Genomic DNA, 18,473 nt, shown 5'->3' with positions numbered 1-18,473 from the left:
GAGCTTTTGAAAAAGTTTGTTTATGTTCAGCTTATTTACATCGTTTCTTTCACCACTTCTTCTCGCAGTGCCCGTCGCAAAATTTTTCCTACATTGGTCTTAGGAAGCTCAGCGCGAAACTCAAAGATTCGCGGAATTTTGTATGCTGCAAGATGATGTCGACAATAAGAAGTAAGCTCTTCTTCGGAAAGAGATTTCCCTTCTTTTACTACCAAAATCGCTTTAATTGTTTCTCCTCTGTAAGGATGCGGCACGCCAATTACGACGGCTTCTTTAATATGGCTGTGTTCATATAAAACTTCTTCAATATCTCGAGGATACACATTAAAACCACTTGCAATAATCATATCTTTTTTGCGATCAACAATGGATAAATACCCATCTTCATCTATCTGTCCAATATCTCCTGTGTACAGCCAGCCGTTTCTAAGCGCGTGAGCTGTTTCTTCAGGCTGATTCCAATAGCCCTTCATAACTTGAGGGCCTTTAATCACTATTTCTCCAAGCTCTCCTCTTGGCAGTTCTTTTGTTCCGGTAGCCACGTCTACAATTTTATAAGCGGTTTGCGGCACGCCAAGTCCGACTGTACCTGGCTTTCGTTCACAAAACGGCAGGTTGCAATGGGTCACGGGGGATGCTTCTGATAAGCCGTACCCTTCTAACACTTTAGCGCTCGTTTTTCGTTCGAACTCTTTCATCAGCTCAACAGGCATCGGCGCACTACCGCTGTTGCAGATGCGAATACTTTCGATGTTGTATTCTTCTGCCCGCGGATGATTGGTAATCGCGACATACATAGTGGGCACGCCAGGAAAAATACTAGGCTGCTCTTTTTTTATTGTATTTAGTACTTCTTCTAAATCAAAACGCGGCAATAGCAATATTTCATTTCCACAAAGAATTGATAAATGCATGCAGGAAGTCATGCCAAATACGTGAAACAATGGAATAACGGTTAAGCATTTTTCTTTTCCTAATTCAATATCATGCTTAAATATTTCGTATGATTGAACTGCGTTTGTGTAAATGTTTGTATGTGTAAGCATCGCACCTTTAGATGGTCCGGTCGTTCCTCCCGTATACTGAAGAACAGCAATATCGTGTGATGGATGGATAACCGGCTGATTAAATTCATGTTTTATGGTTAAAAAATCTAGGAAGGAAAGGTCTGGTGATGTAGGAACAAAAGGTTTTTGCAAGCTGACAGTTATCGCTTCTTCTATATCAACGCGGTTTCTTATCTCTTGAAGTCTCGTATAAAAATCATCGAGTATAATTATTTTTTTTGCCCCGGAATCGTTTAAAATATGCTCTAGCTCTTGTTCGACAAGCATAGGGTTGACCTGAGTAACAATGCCGCCCGCTGCTACGATGCTGAAATAGCTTATTATATATTGCGGACAGTTTGGTAGCATAATTGCTACACGATCTCCTTTTTTAATTCCTTTTTTCTGCAGTGCTCCTGCAAATACGCGAACTGAGTGGTACAGCTCCTGGTACGTTAACGTATGCTGATACATGCGCGTGGCCGTGTGAGCAGGATAACGTTCGGCTGTTTCTTTCAGCATATCAAATAGTGAAATATCTTCGATGTGAATCTCATGAGTGTAGGCTTCTGGATAAGGTGTAAACCATTTTTTAACGTCTTCCATCAAGTTACTCCTTTCTTATTCACATAGCATGAACTCCACCGTCTACCGTCAGAATATCGCCCGTAATATAATTAGATGCTGCAGAAGCAAGAAAAACAGCCGCTCCTTTTAAATCAGCTTCGGCGCCAAAGCGTTTTAAAGGGGTTTGACTTAGAAAATAATCTTTTCCTTGTTCCATAATCGCACCTGACATTTTAGTAGGAAAAAATCCCGGCGCAATCGCATTAACTTGAATATTATGCTGTCCCCATTTGACAGCTAAATCTTTCGTGAACGTAATGACTGCCCCTTTACTCGTGTTGTACCCGATTGTATCCATATACTGAGGATCCGTTCCTCCAAGACCCGCAATTGAAGCAATGTTAATAATCTTGCCAGCTTTTTGTTTAATCATTTCTTTTCCAGCTTCTTGGGACATTAAAAACGTGCCCGTCACATTAATATTCATCACTTTTTGCCATGCTTCAAGAGGCATTTCTTCAGCCGGAGCTCCCCATGTAGCTCCGCTGTTGTTAATTAAAATATCGATGCGTCCAAATGTTTCAATCGTTTGGTGCACGACATTTTTAATATCTTCAGGCTGACTGATGTCGCAAGTTAAGGCGAGAGTTTTTACGCCCATGGTGGCCAATCGATCAGCCACTTGCTGACACGCTTCTTTTTTTCTTGAACATAGAACAATATTTGCCCCTGCCTCTGCAAGCCCTTCTGCCATTTGTTCTCCTAATCCTCTGCCTCCTCCGGTAATAATAGCTGTTTTTCCAGTTAAATCAAACAAATCCTTTATGTGCATAGGTTGCCTCCTGTTCTTGATAGGATTTTAGCTCAAGTCTTGCAAGCTGCGCTTTGTGCACTTCGTCTGGACCATCAGCAAGGCGCAAAGTTCGAGCATTTGCCCAAAGTGCCGCAAGCGGCGTGTCTTCTGAAACACCTGCTCCTCCAAATGCTTGAATGGCGCGATCAATGACTTTTAAAGCCATAGCAGGAGCTATTACTTTAATCATGGCAATTTCTTTCCGCGCTTTTTTGTTCCCAACTGTGTCCATCATATACGCAGCTTTTAATGTTAATAAGCGAGCTTGCTCAATTTCAATACGCGATTCTGCCACCCATTCTTGAATAACCCCTTGCTGGGAAAGCAACTTATTAAATGTAGAACGACTTTGAATACGCTTACATAATTCTTCAAGCGCTCTTTCAGCTGCTCCTATTAGACGCATGCAGTGATGAATACGTCCAGGCCCTAATCTGCCTTGAGCAATAGCAAACCCTTTTCCTTCTCCTAAAAGCATATTAGATGCTGGCACACGCACATTGTCATAATGAATTTCAGCGTGTCCATGAGGAGCGTGATCGTATCCAAAGACTGGAAGCATCCGTTCAATTTTAACTCCCGGAGTATTTAATGGAACTAGAATCATAGACTGCTGCTCATATTTAGATGCGTTAAAATCACTTTTTCCCATCACAATAGCAATTTTGCAGCGAGGATCTCCCGCACCTGAAGACCACCATTTTCTTCCGTTGATTATATATTCATCGCCTTCTCTTACAATACTGCACTGAATGTTTGTGGCATCAGAAGAACCTACATCCGGTTCTGTCATAGAAAAGCAGGAGCGAATGTCTCCATTTAACAGAGGCTTTAACCATTTTTCTTTCTGTTCAGGCGTTCCGTATCGAACCAGCACTTCCATATTGCCGGTGTCAGGAGCTCCGCAGTTAAAAGCTTCTGGCCCAATAATAGAACGGCCCATAATTTCGCAAAGAGGAGCGTATTCTACATTTGTTAGGCCTGCTCCGTATTCGCTTTCTGGCAAAAATAAGTTCCATAACCCAGCTTGCTTTGCTTTTTCTTTTAACTCTTCCATGATTGGAGGAACAGCTGACCATCTAGATGGCTGTTCATTCAGCTGTTGTTCGTATAGCCGTTCATTTGGGTAAATATGCTCTTCTATAAAAGAGTTCAATTCTTTTTGCAGCTTCACTACTTTGTCAGAGTAAGAAAAATACACGGTAGTCCCTCGCTTTCATTTACTTACTAACCGGTTGGTATGTTACATATTCATCATAAATGAAGGAAAATAATTCAGCAAGATATTTTTAGAAAAATTCTAATTATTATATTATTTAGAATTAAAAAAAGAGAGGTTAAAACCTCTCTTTTTACGCGGATGTCATTTCCTCAAATACGGCTGATACCTTTTCGAACTCATCATCATCTTCAATTGAAGACCATTCACCATTATCTTCAATTTTTAAAAAGAAAACATCAATTTCTTCTTCTGTTTCAATTAAAACTTCTTCCACAAATGCAACGGCAATATAATCGTGCCCTTCAATCGTCATTTTTCCAAGCACTTCAATATCTTGCTCTTGATCATTTTCATCTAAAACTGTAAAAATCTCTCCCGTTTCAATGCGTTCCATCTTATTCCCTCCTATTTTAACCTCATTATTTGTTCACTAACATGTATTCCCCTTTAGAAAAGGTTTCATGCTTACAAAAGTAGAATCTACTTTTTAAAAGGCAAAAGAATGTCTACGGTAGTTCCTTTTCCAAGTTCACTTACAAAGTTAATTTCTCCTCTATGTTCTCGAATGATCTTATAGCACACCATCAGTCCAAGCCCCGTTCCTTTCTCTTTGGTACTATAAAAAGGTTTTCCTAAATGCTGCATTCGTTCCTGCGTGATGCCTGGCCCCTCGTCGCTAAACCGGACAACAAGGTTCTCCTGATTAAATCTTTTTAGTTGAATCGTTACAGTTCCTCCACTCGGCATAGATTCGACTGCATTTTTAAATATATTGCTAAACACCTGTTTTAACTGGTTTTCTTCGCATAATACGAGAGGAAGATGAAGATCAATCTCTTTTTTTACGTGAATTTTCTCTGTAATCCCCTGCACCTCAGCTAGCTTTAACGTATTCTCTAAAATATCTTGGACGTGTTTGTCTTTGTAGGTTTTCGCCTGAGGCTTTGCAAGGCTCAAGAACTCATCGGCAATCAATTCAATTCTATCTAACTCATGATTTATCATTTCTACATAGTAAGGCTGACCGCTCGTTTCTTTTAATAACTGCATAAATCCTTTTACCGCCGTCAGAGGATTTCGAATTTCGTGAGCGATACCCGCTGCTAACTGTCCGACTAAGGAAAGCTGCGCGGATTCACGCAGCAATTTTTCAGTTTTTTTACGTTCTGTAATATCACGAAACAAAACTTGAATGGCCTGCTTTCCCATATAGGGAATAGGAAAGGCAATGGTTTCGGCATCAATCGTATGACCGTCTTTATGAATAAATTTTTCTTCCTGTAGGTCTACAGATTTATTTTCTGTTTTCATTCGATAAATTCGCTGTTTTACAACATCATAGTAATCAGGGTGAACAAACTGATAAACACAAGCTCCTAATACGTCATGAGGATTCTTGTACCCTAGCGCTTTGGCTCCTGCAGGGTTGATATAATCAATTTTCCCTTCACTATGAACGATAATCGCTTCCGGGGATAACTCAATCAAACTTCGGTAGCGCTGTTCGCTTTCTTTTAAAGCCGTCTCATCCTGCTTGCGCGATGTTATATCTCGATAGACAAAAGCAATGCATAACGGCCAATCATTCATATTTTCAACGCGGAATAGTGTGACGCTTACATTAATTAAATGACCGTCTTTATGCTGTCTGACCGTCTCAAATTCCGTTTTCGATTCACCTGATTGAATAGTCTTATGAAGTTCGCACACTGGCTCCTTTAAAAACAAAGGTATAATCGGAAGAGGCTTTTGATAAATTTCTTCAAACGTCCAGCCAAATGTATTCTCAAACGCAGGGTTCACTTGAAGCGTTTTACCCTCTAAGTCAACGATAGCAACAGCATCTGCGTTATGATAAATAAAAGGCTGAATCTGTTCTTTTTTCTCCTGATAACTAGTTATATTCACGCAATGTCCCATAATTTCAGGCTTTTCTGTGTAAGATAAAGGGGTTAAGTTTACTACATAGCGTTTATCATTTATTTGAAGCTCGTACATAAGCTTTTTCTTTTTATTTAGCGCTTCGAAAAAATGCTCATACGAGACCCATTCTTCTAGAGGTATTTTTTGCTCAGAAACGCTTTCTCCTTGATACATACTGTAAACAAGATGGTCGCCTTTTTGTTTGTAAGCAAATATGATTCCTAGAGCCTCAGCTGAATGATTTTCTGCATGTAATCGGACTATTTTTTTATTTTCGTTCATCGTTCATATTTACCTACCCCTCACTAGCATCTTTCCTAATCGGTCTCATTCTCTTAATTTTACATGAGGCGTTTAGAATTTACTAGATAAAGAAGCGGATATTTTCCATTCATTCACATAAAAAAAGCGCCTATACCGGCGCTTTTTTTATGTGAATAGGAATTACTTTGAATGATGCATGTTATGACAGTGCCGCTTCGGCACAAAACCATTTTTCTCTATATGCTGATAGCGATTTTCCATATGTGAAGAAATGTTTTGACTCTCCGTTTTGCTTAGCACGCCGTACTCCACATATTTTGAAAGTATTTCTTTCTTTTTTTCGAACATTTCTTTGTACAGCACGGATAATTACTGCTTTTGCTGAGACGTCAGCTTCACGTCTTTTGTTTCTGGCTGAGGATTGTTTTCCGCTAATACAGGCGTCGCGCTCATAAATAAAAAAGCTGCTGCTGCACTTATTATAACCTTTCGCAAACAATCTACTTCCTTTCATCATGTAGTAGTTATAGTTTGCGAACTTCTATTTGTTTTCATTCATTCTATTTGCTTAGGACTCAATAGCTCCTCTTACATCATAATCGCTAAGATCAATTTCCATTTCCATTTCAAGTGCTAATTTAGCAAGTTCTGAACCAAGATAAGGGCCCGACGTTAAGCCAGAAGCTCCAAGACCATTTGCTACTAGTATTCCTTCGTAAGCCGGAAGAGCTCCAATGACTGGCAAGAAGCCCGGAGTAAATGGTCGAAATCCTACCCTTGTTTCTAAGACTGTGCTTTCTGTTAAGCCGGGAGCAATGGATAAGGCCTTTGAAAAAATTTCATGAAGCCCCCCAGCCGTTACTCTCAAGTCATAACCCGTATCGTTTTCATGTGTTGCTCCTATGACAATTTGACCTTGTTCAAACGAAAGAATATATTGGTCGCTTGGAGGCATCACAACGGGCCAGTCTTTGGTATCTAAATCTGGAAGATGCAAGTGGACAATTTGCGCTTTTTGAAAGCTTGCTAAAAATTCCACTCCAAGAGGCTCTAGTAATTGATTTGCCCACGCTCCTGCTGTCAAGATTGTTGTACTTGCTAGAAGGGTTTGTCCATTTACGGAAACGCCCGTTACTCGATTATTTTCATAAAGAAGTTCTGCGTTTCCTTCTATTGTTTTTGCACCGTTTTTCTTCGCTGCATTCACAAGTGCATTTCGAAGAGCTCTTCCGTTAACGCGAGCGGCTCCGCTAATATGAACTGAACTGTATTCTTCGGAAAGAACCGGAAACAAAGCCTGTGTTTCTTTAGCTGATAAACGTGTAATCTCGCCTATTTCAGGAGCTTCTTCCCGACGCTTATATGCTCGTTCTTCCATTTTTTTAAGCTTTTGGTCATCAGTATGTAAGCTAATTGCTCCTACTCGCTTATATCCCGTATCCGTTTCTCCATCTTCTTCTAATTGCTGAATTAATGTTTGATAGTACTTGGCGCCGCCTTTTGCTAAGCGGTACCATGCTTTATTTCGACGCTGTGAAAGCCATGGACAAACAATTCCTGCTGCTGCATCAGTAGCTTGACCAGCATCCTTGCGATCTATTAATGTCACATCTGCTCCTGCTTTTGCTAAATGATATGCTGTAGAAGCTCCAAGTATCCCTGCTCCAACTACGATGTATGTTTTCATACCAAAACACCCTTTTCTTTCTTCTAGTATTCTCATGCTATATGTATGTAATTTTAGCATAGCAAAAAAAGAAGCCACATACTAGGCGAAGCTATTTTTAACTTGTTTTTGGCGCGTGCTGATTTTGACATATAGCTCCCTTCATCGTAAACAAAAGCGTTAGAAGTTCTTTTACCGAGAGTATAGCAGGGTGGAGAAAATCATAAATAGTGATCGTACATCTTTAACGCTGTTGCTTACCGCTTTTCTATTATAGGTTCTGAATAAAAAGATAAAAGAATAAAACCGCTATAATATGTAAATAAAAAGAAATAACCATTATTTTAAGGAGAGCGTATGCAATCTTCATTTGTATTATTTTTTATCATTCTTGGTTTACTATTTGGCAAGTGGCGAAGATATCAAGAATACTATCCTACTTTGCTGTTTTGGGTCACGGGGAATTTGCTTTATGAAGTGCTGCTGTTTCATCACCGGGTATGGGTATTTCATCCTGTTGGTATTGACCACCTTTTTCTACCCGATCACCTAATGGTCTCCCTTGGAATAACCTTAATTATTTATCCGTTTGTCATACCGGTATTTTTAGGAAGGCTGCCGCTGCATGTAAGCGGCCGGCTGTGGTGGATTCTTTTGTGGGCGCTTTTATTTACTGTGATTGAGTTCATTGCTTATGTTAATCACAGTATCACTCATCATTATGGATGGTCGCTGCTGTGTTCTTTTCTCTTCAATATTGTCACGTTCTCACTTTTAGTGATTCATCAGAAGACAGCGCTGGCTGCTTGGATACTCTCTGGAAGCTTCATAGCTTTTTTATTTATCTTCTTTGATATTCCTATGCCTTAACTTTTCATTGACTAGACAGAGGAAAAGGAAATATAATAGGAGTTACATTTAAATATAATTTTCCTCTCTGAGAATAGAGGTGCATGAAATCAAGAGTCACTTATTGGAGACTAATGGAGTCTGTGAAGATAAGTAAAAGGGATTTCGTGCCGAAGTATATAAACATCCATTGTGTTCATATACTGGTTCAGTATTGAATAAATGCTGAGCTGTCACAAACCATTTGGTTTGTGGAGAGCTATTGAAGAGATGTTGATGCCTAGAATGTAATAATACTTTATTATTATGAAACCAAGACGCGTGAACATCACTTCACGGGTCTTTTTTGTGTTTTTCTACTGACCATCAAAGTTATAGTTGAATGATTTAAATGGAGGGATACGGATTATGTACTTACATGGAACGAGTAAAATTAACAGCAGCAATCATTTAGAAATTGGGAAGTGCGATACGGTTGAACTGAAAAAACAATACGGCACTCCCCTATACATCTACGATCAAGAATTAATTGAGACAAAATGCAAGGCCTTCCATTCAGCCTTTCAAAGAAGCGGATTTTCATATCAAATCGCCTATGCAGGGAAAGCGTTTCTTTGCATGGAAATGGCTAGCCTTTTAACGAAGCTTGATATGTCACTAGATGTGGTCTCAGGAGGAGAATTATTTACAGCTCTTGAAGCTGGATATCCAGCTGAACGCATTCATTTTCACGGAAATAACAAAACGATTGAAGAAATGGAAATGGCTCTTGATGCGAATATTGGCTGTTTTGTTGTGGATAACTTCACCGAACTTGAAGTTTTGCATGCGTTAGCAGCTGAGCGCAAACAGAAAGCATCTATTCTTCTGCGTGTTACTCCAGGGATTGAAGCCCACACACATGAGTATATTATGACCGGACAGGAAGACTCCAAGTTTGGATTTGGTCTTTCCAATGACCAAGCTATGAAAGCGGTAAGTTCTGCCTTAGAAAAGCCTTACTACGATCTTTTAGGCATTCATTGTCATATTGGTTCGCAAATTTTTGAAGTAGATGGTTTTTCTCGCGCCATTGATATTTTAACTGATTTCTTATTCAGTATTCGTGATAAAATGGAGTTTGAAGTAAAAGTTTTAAACGTAGGTGGTGGTTTTGGTATTCGTTATACCGAAAGCGACTCTCCTCTTCCAGTTGAGTATTATGTAGATGCACTGACAGAAAAGCTAAGCCGCACGTTAACTGAACAAAATTATACCCTTCCAGAAGTTTGGATTGAGCCTGGAAGAAGCATTGTAGGAGAAGCAGGTACAACGCTTTACACAATTGGCTCAACTAAGGAGATTCCAGGTGTACGCAAATACGTAGGAATTGACGGCGGTATGACTGACAATATCCGTCCTGCCCTTTATGATGCAAAACATGAAGCTGTCTTGGCTAATAGAGTGACGGATAAAAAAGATGAAACGGTATCAATTGCGGGGAAATGCTGTGAATCAGGAGATATGCTTATTTGGGATATCGATTTACCGCGCGTTAATCAAGGAGATTTACTAGCAGTATCCTCTACAGGTGCCTACAACTATTCAATGGCTAGCAATTACAACCGTATTCCGCGCCCTGCTGTTGTATTTGTGAAAAATGGAGAAGCTCGTCTTGCTGTAGAGCGAGAAACATACGAAGATTTGGTGCGTAAAGATGTAAAGCCAGTCGTTACTACCTATGCAATGAGCAAATGATAGCTGTTCTTGCGTAGTAAAGAAGCTATTGTTGTTTGGAGGAAATCTAACTATGGTTTTAAGTGTATTTAAAACGTACAGATCATCGCTTATTCTGCTTCTCGCTATTTTAATTGGCGGGATAGCAGGATATGCTATCGGGCCCGATGTGGCAGTCGTAAAGCCCTTTGGTGATTTGTTTCTTAATTTAATGTTCATGATTATCGTTCCCCTTGTCTTTTTTAGTGTTGCTTCGGCGATCGCAAACATGAACGAAATGAAACGTCTTGGTAAAATTATGCTGGGTATTGCCGTTGTGTTTGTCGCCACTGCTGCTGTTTCAGCCGTTCTAGGCTTTTTAGGCGCCTCACTTTACAATCCCCTGCACAACGTAGATACTTCTGCCATTAAAGAATTAATGGGTGACAGTGAAAATACAGCTGAAAAAATGGCCCTTTTAACTCAGCTTGTTAGTACATTTACTGTACCTGATTTTGTTCAGTTATTTTCGAAAGAGCATATTTTACAATTAATTGTCTTTGCCGTTATTTTCGGTATTGCTACAACGATGGCTGGTGAAAAAGGACAGCCTATGGCGAAATTTCTGACTTCTGGTCAAGAAGTATCGATGAAGGTTGTTAAAATTGTGATGTACTATGCTCCAATTGGTTTAGGATGCTATTTTGCTACTGTAGTAGGAGAACTTGGACCAAAGATCTTACAAGGGTACGCTAGAGCATTTATTCTTTACTTATTAATTGCAATCGTTTACTATTTTGGCTTCTTTACGCTATACGCATGGATTGCTGGCGGTAAAGCAGGAATTAAGCTGTTCTGGAAAAATGCAGCCGCTCCTTCTATCACCGCTATTGCTACCTGTTCTTCTGCTGCATCTATTCCAGTTAATTTAGATGCAACAAAGAAAATGGGTGTGCCGCTGGATATTGCTGAAACAGTTATTCCATTAGGAGCAAACACCCATAAAGATGGTTCTGTTATCGGCGGTATTCTAAAAATTGTTTTCTTATTCAGTTTGTTTGGCAAAGATATGACGTCTGCTACGAGTATTTTGAGTATTTTAGGCGTAGCCTTTTTAGTTGGAGCCGTAATGGGAGCGATTCCTGGAGGCGGTATGATTGGCGAAATGTTAATTATTACAATTTATGGATTTTCTCCAGAAGTCCTGCCTATTATTGCGGTCATTTCAACGATTATTGACGCCCCTGCTACGCTTTTAAACAGTACGGGAAATACAGTAACAGCGATGCTTGTTACAAGGTTTACAGAAGGAAAAGACTGGATTAACAAAATTATCACCACCGATAAAGTCGCCTAGTAAAAAAGCAAAGGAACAGTCTTAGTGACTCTTCCTTTGCTTTTTTCGTGTGCAGTAATATCGATAGCGATGTATAAAGTCTGTAAATACGCACATTCTATAGGTATGTTGCATAACCGGACTGGAGGTGTCGTCTAATGAGTAACGCTGCAGGAGGTTCAAAGAAGAATCAACCGAATGATGCGAATCACGTAAGTGCAGAAACAAAAGCTCATCAAAAACGTCTCACTGAGCAAAACAAACAAGAGCATCAGGCTGAAGAGCGCAAATAAAATGACGTTAAAGAACGTGTGGCACAGGCTCTGCGTTCTTTAACGTCATTTTATTTTTAGAAGGAGCTTCATAGCGCCGCTCGTTATAGGTCTATCGTACAACCTCCTTTCAAACTTTTACATATTCTATTAATAGGTTTGTAAAAGGAGGAATGATATGATGTTTTCTTGGCTAGAGATTACAGCCGCAGCCTTTGGACTTTCAGTTATTTTGATAAGTCTTGCATTTTTGCCCGAACGTAGATGCAAAAATCTTTATATTCCCCATCAGCTAATAGCAAAATCTAGGTTTCTCTATAAAAAGATTATTTGTTTTATAAATCAACTTCGACAGAAACTTTAGTTTATTTTTTCCCTGTTTTTATTCATTGAATAGATTCTCCCTTTTTAATCAGCGCATTTACAGTAAATAATTTAATAGGTAAAATAAAGAGTAAAGAAAAAGGATAAGCAGTTTGCAGAAATGGAGTTTCACATGGAAATCAGAGACTTAGAATACTTTATAGAGGTAGCGAATCATAAAAATTTTACAAAGGCAGCGCTGCAAGTTCATTTGTCACAAACGGCTTTAAGTAAAGCCGTCAAAAAAGTAGAAAATGAACTAGGATTTGAGCTTCTTGATCGTTCGACAAGAGAATTAAAGCTGACTGATGCAGGAGAAGTTGTGTATCACCAGGCAACTAAAGCTCTGTCGGTGTTAAAAGACATGCCTCACTTGTTGGGAGATTTGATGAATTTGCAAACCGGGCAAATCAAGATGGGAGTCCCTCCGCTCATCGGGACCTTGTTTTTCCCGAAGATTGCAAAATCATTTAATAAACAATACCCTAAAGTATCTCTAGAGCTTATTGAATTTGGAGCAAAAAAAATTGAAGCGCTTGTGGAAGAGGCTGGTGTAGATATGGGGATTGTTATGCTTCCTCTCACAAGCGGTCATGATGATTATTTTCACGTATACCCCTTCGTTAAGGAAAGGTTTCTGTTATACGCCCATAAAAACCATCCTTTAGCGAAACGTTCTTCCGTCTGGATGAAAGAATTGGAAGATGAAAAATTTATTATGTTCAGTGAAGAATTTACGCTGCACGACCGGTTAATTCAAGATGCTTTAAAATCAGGCTTTGTGCCTTCTATCGCGTATAAAAGCTCTCAATGGGATTTAATTATTGAATTAACAGCGGCAGAACTTGGTATTGCTATTTTGCCCGAATCGCTTTATGCCAAGGTGAAGGACCCGAACATTATTACGATACCTATTGCAGATCCAGAAATGATGTGGGAACTTGGAATTATTCTGTTAAAAGAACGCTACAGTTCATTTGCTGTACGAGAATTAATTAGTTTTTTAACCGAAAAACAAATGACAAATAAGTTGGACGCAAATTAAATAGAGGCTGGGAGATAACGGCATCAATCCACTCTAAAGACAAACGGATCGGATACATGATCTGAACAGCTAAAAGCAAATACATGCATGAAATCTACGTTTACTATCACCATGAGAAAATCCGCACGATGAATCGAGATTCTCCATCAAGAATTTGAATTCATCGTGCGGATTTTCCTTCAACAAAACTACTTTTGTCCCAGCCTCTTTATATGTAACACGAGTTCTATCATTCAACAATTCCTAAAATAAAGCCATCATAGCCTTTGCTTCCAACGGTTTGTATAGCCGTGGCACTGATTCGTTTTTCTTGAGCCAGAGCATTCATAAATTGGCGAATTCCCTTTACATTTTCATCTTCACTTTCTGCATTCACCACATGCCCTTGACGAACAACATTATCACAAATAATCAGACTTCCTTTTTTCGATAATTTCAAGGCCCACTTTAAGTAATTGGGGTTATTCGGCTTGTCAGCATCAATAAAGATAAGATCGAACGGCTCTGTTCTCCTATCCTTTAATACAGCTAATGTATCAAGCCCGGGGCCGACAATGACTTCTACTAAGTGACTTACTCCCGCTCTTTTTAAATTAGCTCTTGCTACTTCTGCATGCTGAGAGTTTAATTCCAGCGTAATAAGCTGCCCGTCTTTCGGAAGAGCTCTGGCTAGCCAAATGGTGCTGTAACCTCCAAGAGTGCCAATTTCCAAAATGCGTTTAGCTCCTTTTAATGAAGCTAACAAATGCAGAAACTTTCCTTGACTAGGCGAGACGTCGATAGCAGGTAGTCCAGCCTCTTGATTTGCCTTCAATACCTCCTCAAGAATGGGGTCAGGTTGTATAAGCTTATTATTCATATAAAGATCCACTTCATTCCAAATTTCATATATAGACATTTCCATACTCCTCTACATAAGTCATAAAAGCTTTATTATTATTTAAAAGATACGAATATGTTTTTCTCATATCCAGCTTGTTGCCGTAATCGTTCGTATTATGAATGTGTTCTAGCTCTCTACTAAACTATCCTGCTCGCTCTTAAAAAGAATTGTTATGTGTCCATAAAAAAGACCTTCAGAGAGGTCTTTTTTATCTTTAAATAATCGTAACTTTACTAAGATCTATCTTGGCGCTTTTTAAAAAGTTATATGTCAATTTATCCATTTTTGCACCTTCAAAATCGGATTTCTTTAAATCTGATCCTCGAAACTGTACATTTAGCAAAGTTGCGTTGCGAAATGAGGATTTTTTTAATGATGTTCCTTCAAAGATTGTTCCGTTAAATGTTTCTTCGTCAAACACAATCTCTGTTAAATTACATTGCTTAAAGTACGTATTGTCATAGATACAATCTTTAAAACTAGCCTGTTTAAAATTTGCCCATTTAAACTGTACGCCTGTCAGATTAACGTGATGAAATATCGCTTTCGTTAAATTACTGCTTTTAAACATGCTGTCTGTAAGGTCTGCGTAGCTAAAATCAGATTCGTTCAAATTACTTGCATTAAATTTCCCTTTATACACCGATACAGAACGAAAATCAGATTTTGCAAGCTCGGTCTTTGAAAAATCCATAGGAACGGTTTGCTTCAATTCCTTTGTGGCTACATTCATTGATTCAATCAGTTCAGTGAGATCACCAATAGAATTGATTGTCATATGATAAGCCTGTTCCTCACTGTGTCCGTCTTTTTTGTAGTCTGTAAACTTTTCCTGCAAATTCTGTGATAGTTCTTCTTCTAAATCTTGAACGTTTTTTACATCCTGATAAGGAGCAAAAATGTTATGCACATGATTTTTTATTCTTTCGTTCATTTATAACATCCTTTCTTACAGCAACAAATCAATAATTTTTTTCGCTTGCTCCCAGTTTTCTTTGTTTTGTTTATATATGCTTTTTCCTTGTTCTGTAATTTTATAGTATTTTCTGCGACCGCCTTGTACGGCATCTCCCCAGTAAGAAAGAATATGTTCATCCTTTTCTAGACGCTTCAAGCTTGAATACATTGTGGCTTCTTTTAATTCATACTGCTCTTTAGAGTGGGTATAAATAAGCTTACTAATTTCATAACCATACTTATCGCCGCTGAGAAGTAATTTTAGAATCATTGTATCTGTATGTCCCCGAAGTAAATCTGAAGACATTTTTGCATATACCAAAGTATCACCTCTTTATGTATAATTTAAATCATATTACTATGACAGTCAAGGTATTATATTTAATAAACTAATCTGATTTATAATTGCTCATATATGCAAGCAGCTCAATCCGTAAAAAATAGCCGGTACGTTTCTACCGGCTATTTTTTAGAAGACATCTTATTATCCGTTATGACTGAATTTAAATACTATCGGTGTACGTTCTGTTTCTATTTTCCAAATCATGTGATGATACCCTTTGCTCCAGTAATCTTTTACTAGATAATGTGGTTCTCCAAATGTTTTTTTCCATACGTTCTGAGCATTCTTGTATCCGCTGTCCAAACAGATTTTTTTAATTTCTCTGCTTTGAAGCGTAAGCAGCATAATATGTACAAGCAGTGTTCCTACCCCGTTTCTTTGGTACTTTGGATGAACAAAAACTGTGCCGATTTCAATCCATCCCTGCAGCTCCCCTTTTGTACACGCCGTAATTAATTCACTAACAGGACCATATTCAATACAGCCAATAATTTTATTGGTACACGTATCTATCGCAAGCCAAAAGAATCGATGTTTTCCATTGCTATTAAGGTCGCATTTTAAATATCTTCTTTTACTTTCAATTTCTATTTGTATATCGTTCACCATGTCAGATAAGCCTTCTTTATGAAAAGTATCTGTAATCACTGCGCTAAAAAGTTCGTGGATTTCTGCGCTGTCTTCTATTTTTGGTCTTCTTATTTCAATATGATCCAATGTTCATTCCTCCTGATTATTTCACGTCCGAATATGAAGTTTTCCCTTTATTATTTATCAATATATGTTGATAATCCTTTTCTTTTTCTACAGTTTTTCCAACAAAAAAGCACGAGAAGCTTTAAGCTCTCGTACTTTTTATCCCGTAGATTCTACTTTTTCTATTGGAAGCTGTTAATACGGATTCACAAAGCTCTGTATTTTACATACGAAATCAGAAAGATCCTCCTTTATTTCTTTATCCTCTGTTTTCTCTATTTGCTCCTGTATGGCGTCAATCATTAAACGTGCTTTTTTAGGATCTATAGACGCCTGTTGACTGCTATTGTTTGATAAACTCTTCAAAATTTGATTAGTCATTTTATTTTTATCATGAATATAAAATAACATTTGAGGAACTTGATTAATTAACAGATTTACGTATCTGCGAAACTCCTCTATCTCATATAATTCTCTTGAATTACTTTTAAAGCCATCAACGGAAAGCATAAGACTTTGATAGCCTTTATCACTGCGTTGATTAAGTGCTTTAATGACTTTTAAAAACCGATCGAACTTTAGATAACGTATTTCTTCTTTCTTTAATTCTAAAAATTCAATTTCTCCTTTTTCCAAAAAGGGATCTTTGATAAGACTATTATCATTCATATACATTCTCTCCCTACTAATTTATTAGTTGCAGAGCTTGTTTTGAATTTATTTGTCTATCGTTTTAGTAATTGTTTACCTCTTTTAGGGCCATTTTAAAACCTTTATTTGTAAAGCGCTTACATAAATGTTCTCAATTGCCTGTTGCATTGAGGGCACCCTGTTTATTATATGATAAATGACGAATGAAAAAGAGCTCCTTTGCAGAAGCTCTTTTTAAAAAATTATAGGGATCCTGATAACTTTATATCTTATTTGCTTCTGTTAATACTGCTAATAAATATTCCCATGTCTTAATAGTAGACGAAATGCTCAGGTGCTCATCAGGCGTATGAACGTCGTACATATCGGGTCCAAGCGAAATGGCATCTAATCCAGGGATTTTTTCTAGGAAAATACCGCATTCAATTCCAGCATGGATAGCGATGATCTCTGCCTCTTCTCCATACTTTTCTTTGTAAACCTTTTTACATAATTCACGAATTTTTGAATCTCCATTGTACGCCCATTCAGGATAATTACCTTTTGTTTCAACTGTTCCTCCGACTAATTGAGCAAGGATTCGCACTTGGCTTACTATTTTTTCTTTTAAGCTTTTTACTGAGCTGCGAATTTCATTTTGAAGAACAACCTCAGATTCGCTAGTAGTGATTACGCCTAAGTTGGTAGAAGATTCTACTAATCCTTCAATATTCATACTCATGCTTTGAACGCCGTTTGGTGTTAGCATAATGGCTTGTACAATTCGTTCTGTTGTTTCTTTTGTAAAACATTTCTTAACGCAAGAAGATTTGTTCATTTTCAAATAGACGCCCGGATCAGCCGCTTGTAATTCGTTCTTTACTATTTCGTTCCACTCACGAACCTTATTTTCAAACTTTCCTACCTCAGAAGGCTCCAGCGTTAGAATTGCTTCTGATTCACGGGGAATCGCATTTGATTTTAATCCTCCGCTAATGCTGCTTAAAGAATAGGAAAGTTCTTGCTGTAAATCATATAAAACTCTCCCTAGCAGTTTATTAGCATTTCCTCTCTCTTTGTCAATTTCCATTCCGGAATGTCCACCGCGCAATCCACCGATGCTTAAGCTGTATGTCTCTGACTTATCGGAAGGCGTCTCCCAGCTTAGCGGGATACGAAGTACACCTTTTACCCCGCCTGCGCTGCTGACAAGCAGCTTTCCGTCTTCTTCTGTATCAAGATTAATAAAGATTTCCCCTTCAAAATGAGCCGGATTTACAGCAATAGCTCCCCCCATAGTTGTTTCTTCTTCAGTAGTAATGACTACTTCAAGAGAAGGATGTGCTATATTTTGAGCATCTAGTAAAGCCAGTGCATATGCAACGGCAATACCGTTGTCAGCTCCTAACGTAGTACCATCTGCATAAAGCATATCTTCCACAACTCGCAGTTGAAGCGGATCTTTTTCAAAATCATGGACAGTTCCTTTATTTAACTCGCATACCATGTCCATATGTCCTTGCAAAATGATGGTTGGAGCATTTTCATATCCTTTAGCTGCCGGCTTTTTAATGATTACATTTAAAGCCTCGTCTTGTATAACCTCAAGGCTTCTTTCTTTTGCAAAAGAAACTAAATAGTTACTAATTTCTTTTTCATTTCCAGATCCTCTAGGAATAGCTGAGATTTCGTTAAAGAAATAAAAAACCGGATGTTTAATTAATTCATTTACTGTTTGCACCATATGTATCATCCTTTCTAATCTGTACACTCTTTTATCATACTATTTATCTTTACAGTAGAAATAGCATATGAGGCTTTTTTATGTATAGCCTAATTATATTTTAACGTTGATTAACTCAA

Annotated in this window: 19 protein-coding genes and 1 riboswitch; of the genes, 5 read left to right on the top strand and 14 right to left on the bottom strand. The window is 38.2% G+C overall.

From position 1 onward, the window contains the following. Positions 1 to 35 precede the first annotated feature (35 nt). From ACOZIR_RS20975 to ACOZIR_RS20940, 8 genes are all read right to left on the bottom strand, one after another. Positions 36 to 1,652 (bottom strand): long-chain-fatty-acid--CoA ligase, encoded by a 1,617-nt coding sequence (locus ACOZIR_RS20975; protein WP_045294192.1) that lies wholly within the window; start codon positions 1,650 to 1,652, stop codon positions 36 to 38. A gap of 19 nt (positions 1,653 to 1,671) precedes the next feature. Beyond that, positions 1,672 to 2,445 carry an SDR family oxidoreductase gene (locus tag ACOZIR_RS20970; RefSeq protein ID WP_045294194.1) on the bottom strand — a complete coding sequence of 258 codons (774 nt, stop codon included), beginning with the start codon at positions 2,443 to 2,445 and terminating at the stop codon, positions 1,672 to 1,674. After that, a complete protein-coding gene (locus tag ACOZIR_RS20965) occupies positions 2,423 to 3,667 on the bottom strand; it encodes an acyl-CoA dehydrogenase (protein WP_045294196.1) in 1,245 nt (414 codons plus the stop codon). Before ACOZIR_RS20965 ends, ACOZIR_RS20970 begins: the two co-directional genes overlap by 23 nt. A gap of 151 nt (positions 3,668 to 3,818) precedes the next feature. Continuing rightward, positions 3,819 to 4,082 (bottom strand): DUF1292 domain-containing protein, encoded by a 264-nt coding sequence (locus ACOZIR_RS20960; protein ID WP_045294198.1) that lies wholly within the window; start codon positions 4,080 to 4,082, stop codon positions 3,819 to 3,821. A gap of 86 nt (positions 4,083 to 4,168) precedes the next feature. After that, the gene (locus tag ACOZIR_RS20955; RefSeq protein WP_045294200.1) at positions 4,169 to 5,893 is read right to left on the bottom strand and encodes a PAS domain-containing sensor histidine kinase; all 1,725 of its coding nucleotides are present in this window, start codon (positions 5,891 to 5,893) and stop codon (positions 4,169 to 4,171) included. A gap of 162 nt (positions 5,894 to 6,055) precedes the next feature. Next, complete coding sequence (locus ACOZIR_RS20950) at positions 6,056 to 6,238, bottom strand: DUF2680 domain-containing protein (RefSeq protein ID WP_421535800.1); 183 nt, start codon at positions 6,236 to 6,238, stop codon at positions 6,056 to 6,058. A gap of 6 nt (positions 6,239 to 6,244) precedes the next feature. Next, complete coding sequence (locus tag ACOZIR_RS20945) at positions 6,245 to 6,370, bottom strand: hypothetical protein (protein ID WP_421535799.1); 126 nt, start codon at positions 6,368 to 6,370, stop codon at positions 6,245 to 6,247. Positions 6,371 to 6,443: 73 nt separating this feature from the next. Then, positions 6,444 to 7,562 carry an NAD(P)/FAD-dependent oxidoreductase gene (locus ACOZIR_RS20940; protein WP_045295316.1) on the bottom strand — a complete coding sequence of 373 codons (1,119 nt, stop codon included), beginning with the start codon at positions 7,560 to 7,562 and terminating at the stop codon, positions 6,444 to 6,446. A 336-nt stretch (positions 7,563 to 7,898) separates the two neighbouring features. Here ACOZIR_RS20940 and ACOZIR_RS20935 point away from each other — a divergent pair, with 336 nt between their 5' ends. The 5 genes from ACOZIR_RS20935 (at position 7,899) to ACOZIR_RS20915 (ending at position 13,101) form a co-directional block, all read left to right on the top strand. Next, positions 7,899 to 8,411 carry a CBO0543 family protein gene (locus ACOZIR_RS20935; RefSeq protein ID WP_025751926.1) on the top strand — a complete coding sequence of 171 codons (513 nt, stop codon included), beginning with the start codon at positions 7,899 to 7,901 and terminating at the stop codon, positions 8,409 to 8,411. Positions 8,412 to 8,477: 66 nt separating this feature from the next. Then, positions 8,478 to 8,660, top strand: a riboswitch (Lysine riboswitch). A 138-nt stretch (positions 8,661 to 8,798) separates the two neighbouring features. Then, positions 8,799 to 10,127 carry a diaminopimelate decarboxylase gene (gene lysA, locus ACOZIR_RS20930; RefSeq protein ID WP_045295317.1) on the top strand — a complete coding sequence of 443 codons (1,329 nt, stop codon included), beginning with the start codon at positions 8,799 to 8,801 and terminating at the stop codon, positions 10,125 to 10,127. A 52-nt stretch (positions 10,128 to 10,179) separates the two neighbouring features. Beyond that, positions 10,180 to 11,442, top strand: coding sequence for a dicarboxylate/amino acid:cation symporter (locus ACOZIR_RS20925; RefSeq protein ID WP_045295318.1), 1,263 nt, complete (start codon positions 10,180 to 10,182; stop codon positions 11,440 to 11,442). Between the two features lie 137 nt (positions 11,443 to 11,579). After that, positions 11,580 to 11,714, top strand: coding sequence for a hypothetical protein (locus tag ACOZIR_RS20920; protein WP_013057043.1), 135 nt, complete (start codon positions 11,580 to 11,582; stop codon positions 11,712 to 11,714). 475 nt (positions 11,715 to 12,189) lie between these two features. Continuing rightward, positions 12,190 to 13,101, top strand: a complete 912-nt coding sequence (locus ACOZIR_RS20915) for a LysR family transcriptional regulator (RefSeq protein WP_421535798.1) — start codon at positions 12,190 to 12,192, stop codon at positions 13,099 to 13,101. 229 nt (positions 13,102 to 13,330) lie between these two features. Here the strand turns inward: ACOZIR_RS20915 and ACOZIR_RS20910 are convergent, their stop codons facing one another. The 6 genes from ACOZIR_RS20910 to ACOZIR_RS20885 form a co-directional block, all read right to left on the bottom strand. Next, positions 13,331 to 13,999, bottom strand: coding sequence for an O-methyltransferase (locus ACOZIR_RS20910; protein WP_045295321.1), 669 nt, complete (start codon positions 13,997 to 13,999; stop codon positions 13,331 to 13,333). Positions 14,000 to 14,198: 199 nt separating this feature from the next. Then, complete coding sequence (locus tag ACOZIR_RS20905; protein ID WP_045295322.1) at positions 14,199 to 14,918, bottom strand: pentapeptide repeat-containing protein; 720 nt, start codon at positions 14,916 to 14,918, stop codon at positions 14,199 to 14,201. Between the two features lie 15 nt (positions 14,919 to 14,933). Beyond that, positions 14,934 to 15,263 (bottom strand): PadR family transcriptional regulator, encoded by a 330-nt coding sequence (locus ACOZIR_RS20900; RefSeq protein WP_080890248.1) that lies wholly within the window; start codon positions 15,261 to 15,263, stop codon positions 14,934 to 14,936. 162 nt (positions 15,264 to 15,425) lie between these two features. Further along, on the bottom strand, positions 15,426 to 16,001 hold the full coding sequence (locus ACOZIR_RS20895; protein WP_045295323.1) for a GNAT family N-acetyltransferase: 576 nt from the start codon (positions 15,999 to 16,001) through the stop codon (positions 15,426 to 15,428). A 174-nt stretch (positions 16,002 to 16,175) separates the two neighbouring features. After that, complete coding sequence (locus tag ACOZIR_RS20890; protein WP_029714707.1) at positions 16,176 to 16,649, bottom strand: hypothetical protein; 474 nt, start codon at positions 16,647 to 16,649, stop codon at positions 16,176 to 16,178. A 244-nt stretch (positions 16,650 to 16,893) separates the two neighbouring features. After that, entirely contained in the window at positions 16,894 to 18,354 is a 1,461-nt protein-coding gene (locus tag ACOZIR_RS20885; RefSeq protein ID WP_421535797.1) for an aminoacyl-histidine dipeptidase, read from the bottom strand. Positions 18,355 to 18,473: the final 119 nt, after the last annotated feature.

This window comes from Priestia sp. D3YE.R1 (genome assembly GCF_049199565.1).
GTDB classification, from domain to species: Bacteria; Bacillota; Bacilli; order Bacillales; family Bacillaceae_H; genus Priestia; species Priestia aryabhattai.
This window is presented reverse-complemented; position numbering and strand designations above follow the sequence as displayed.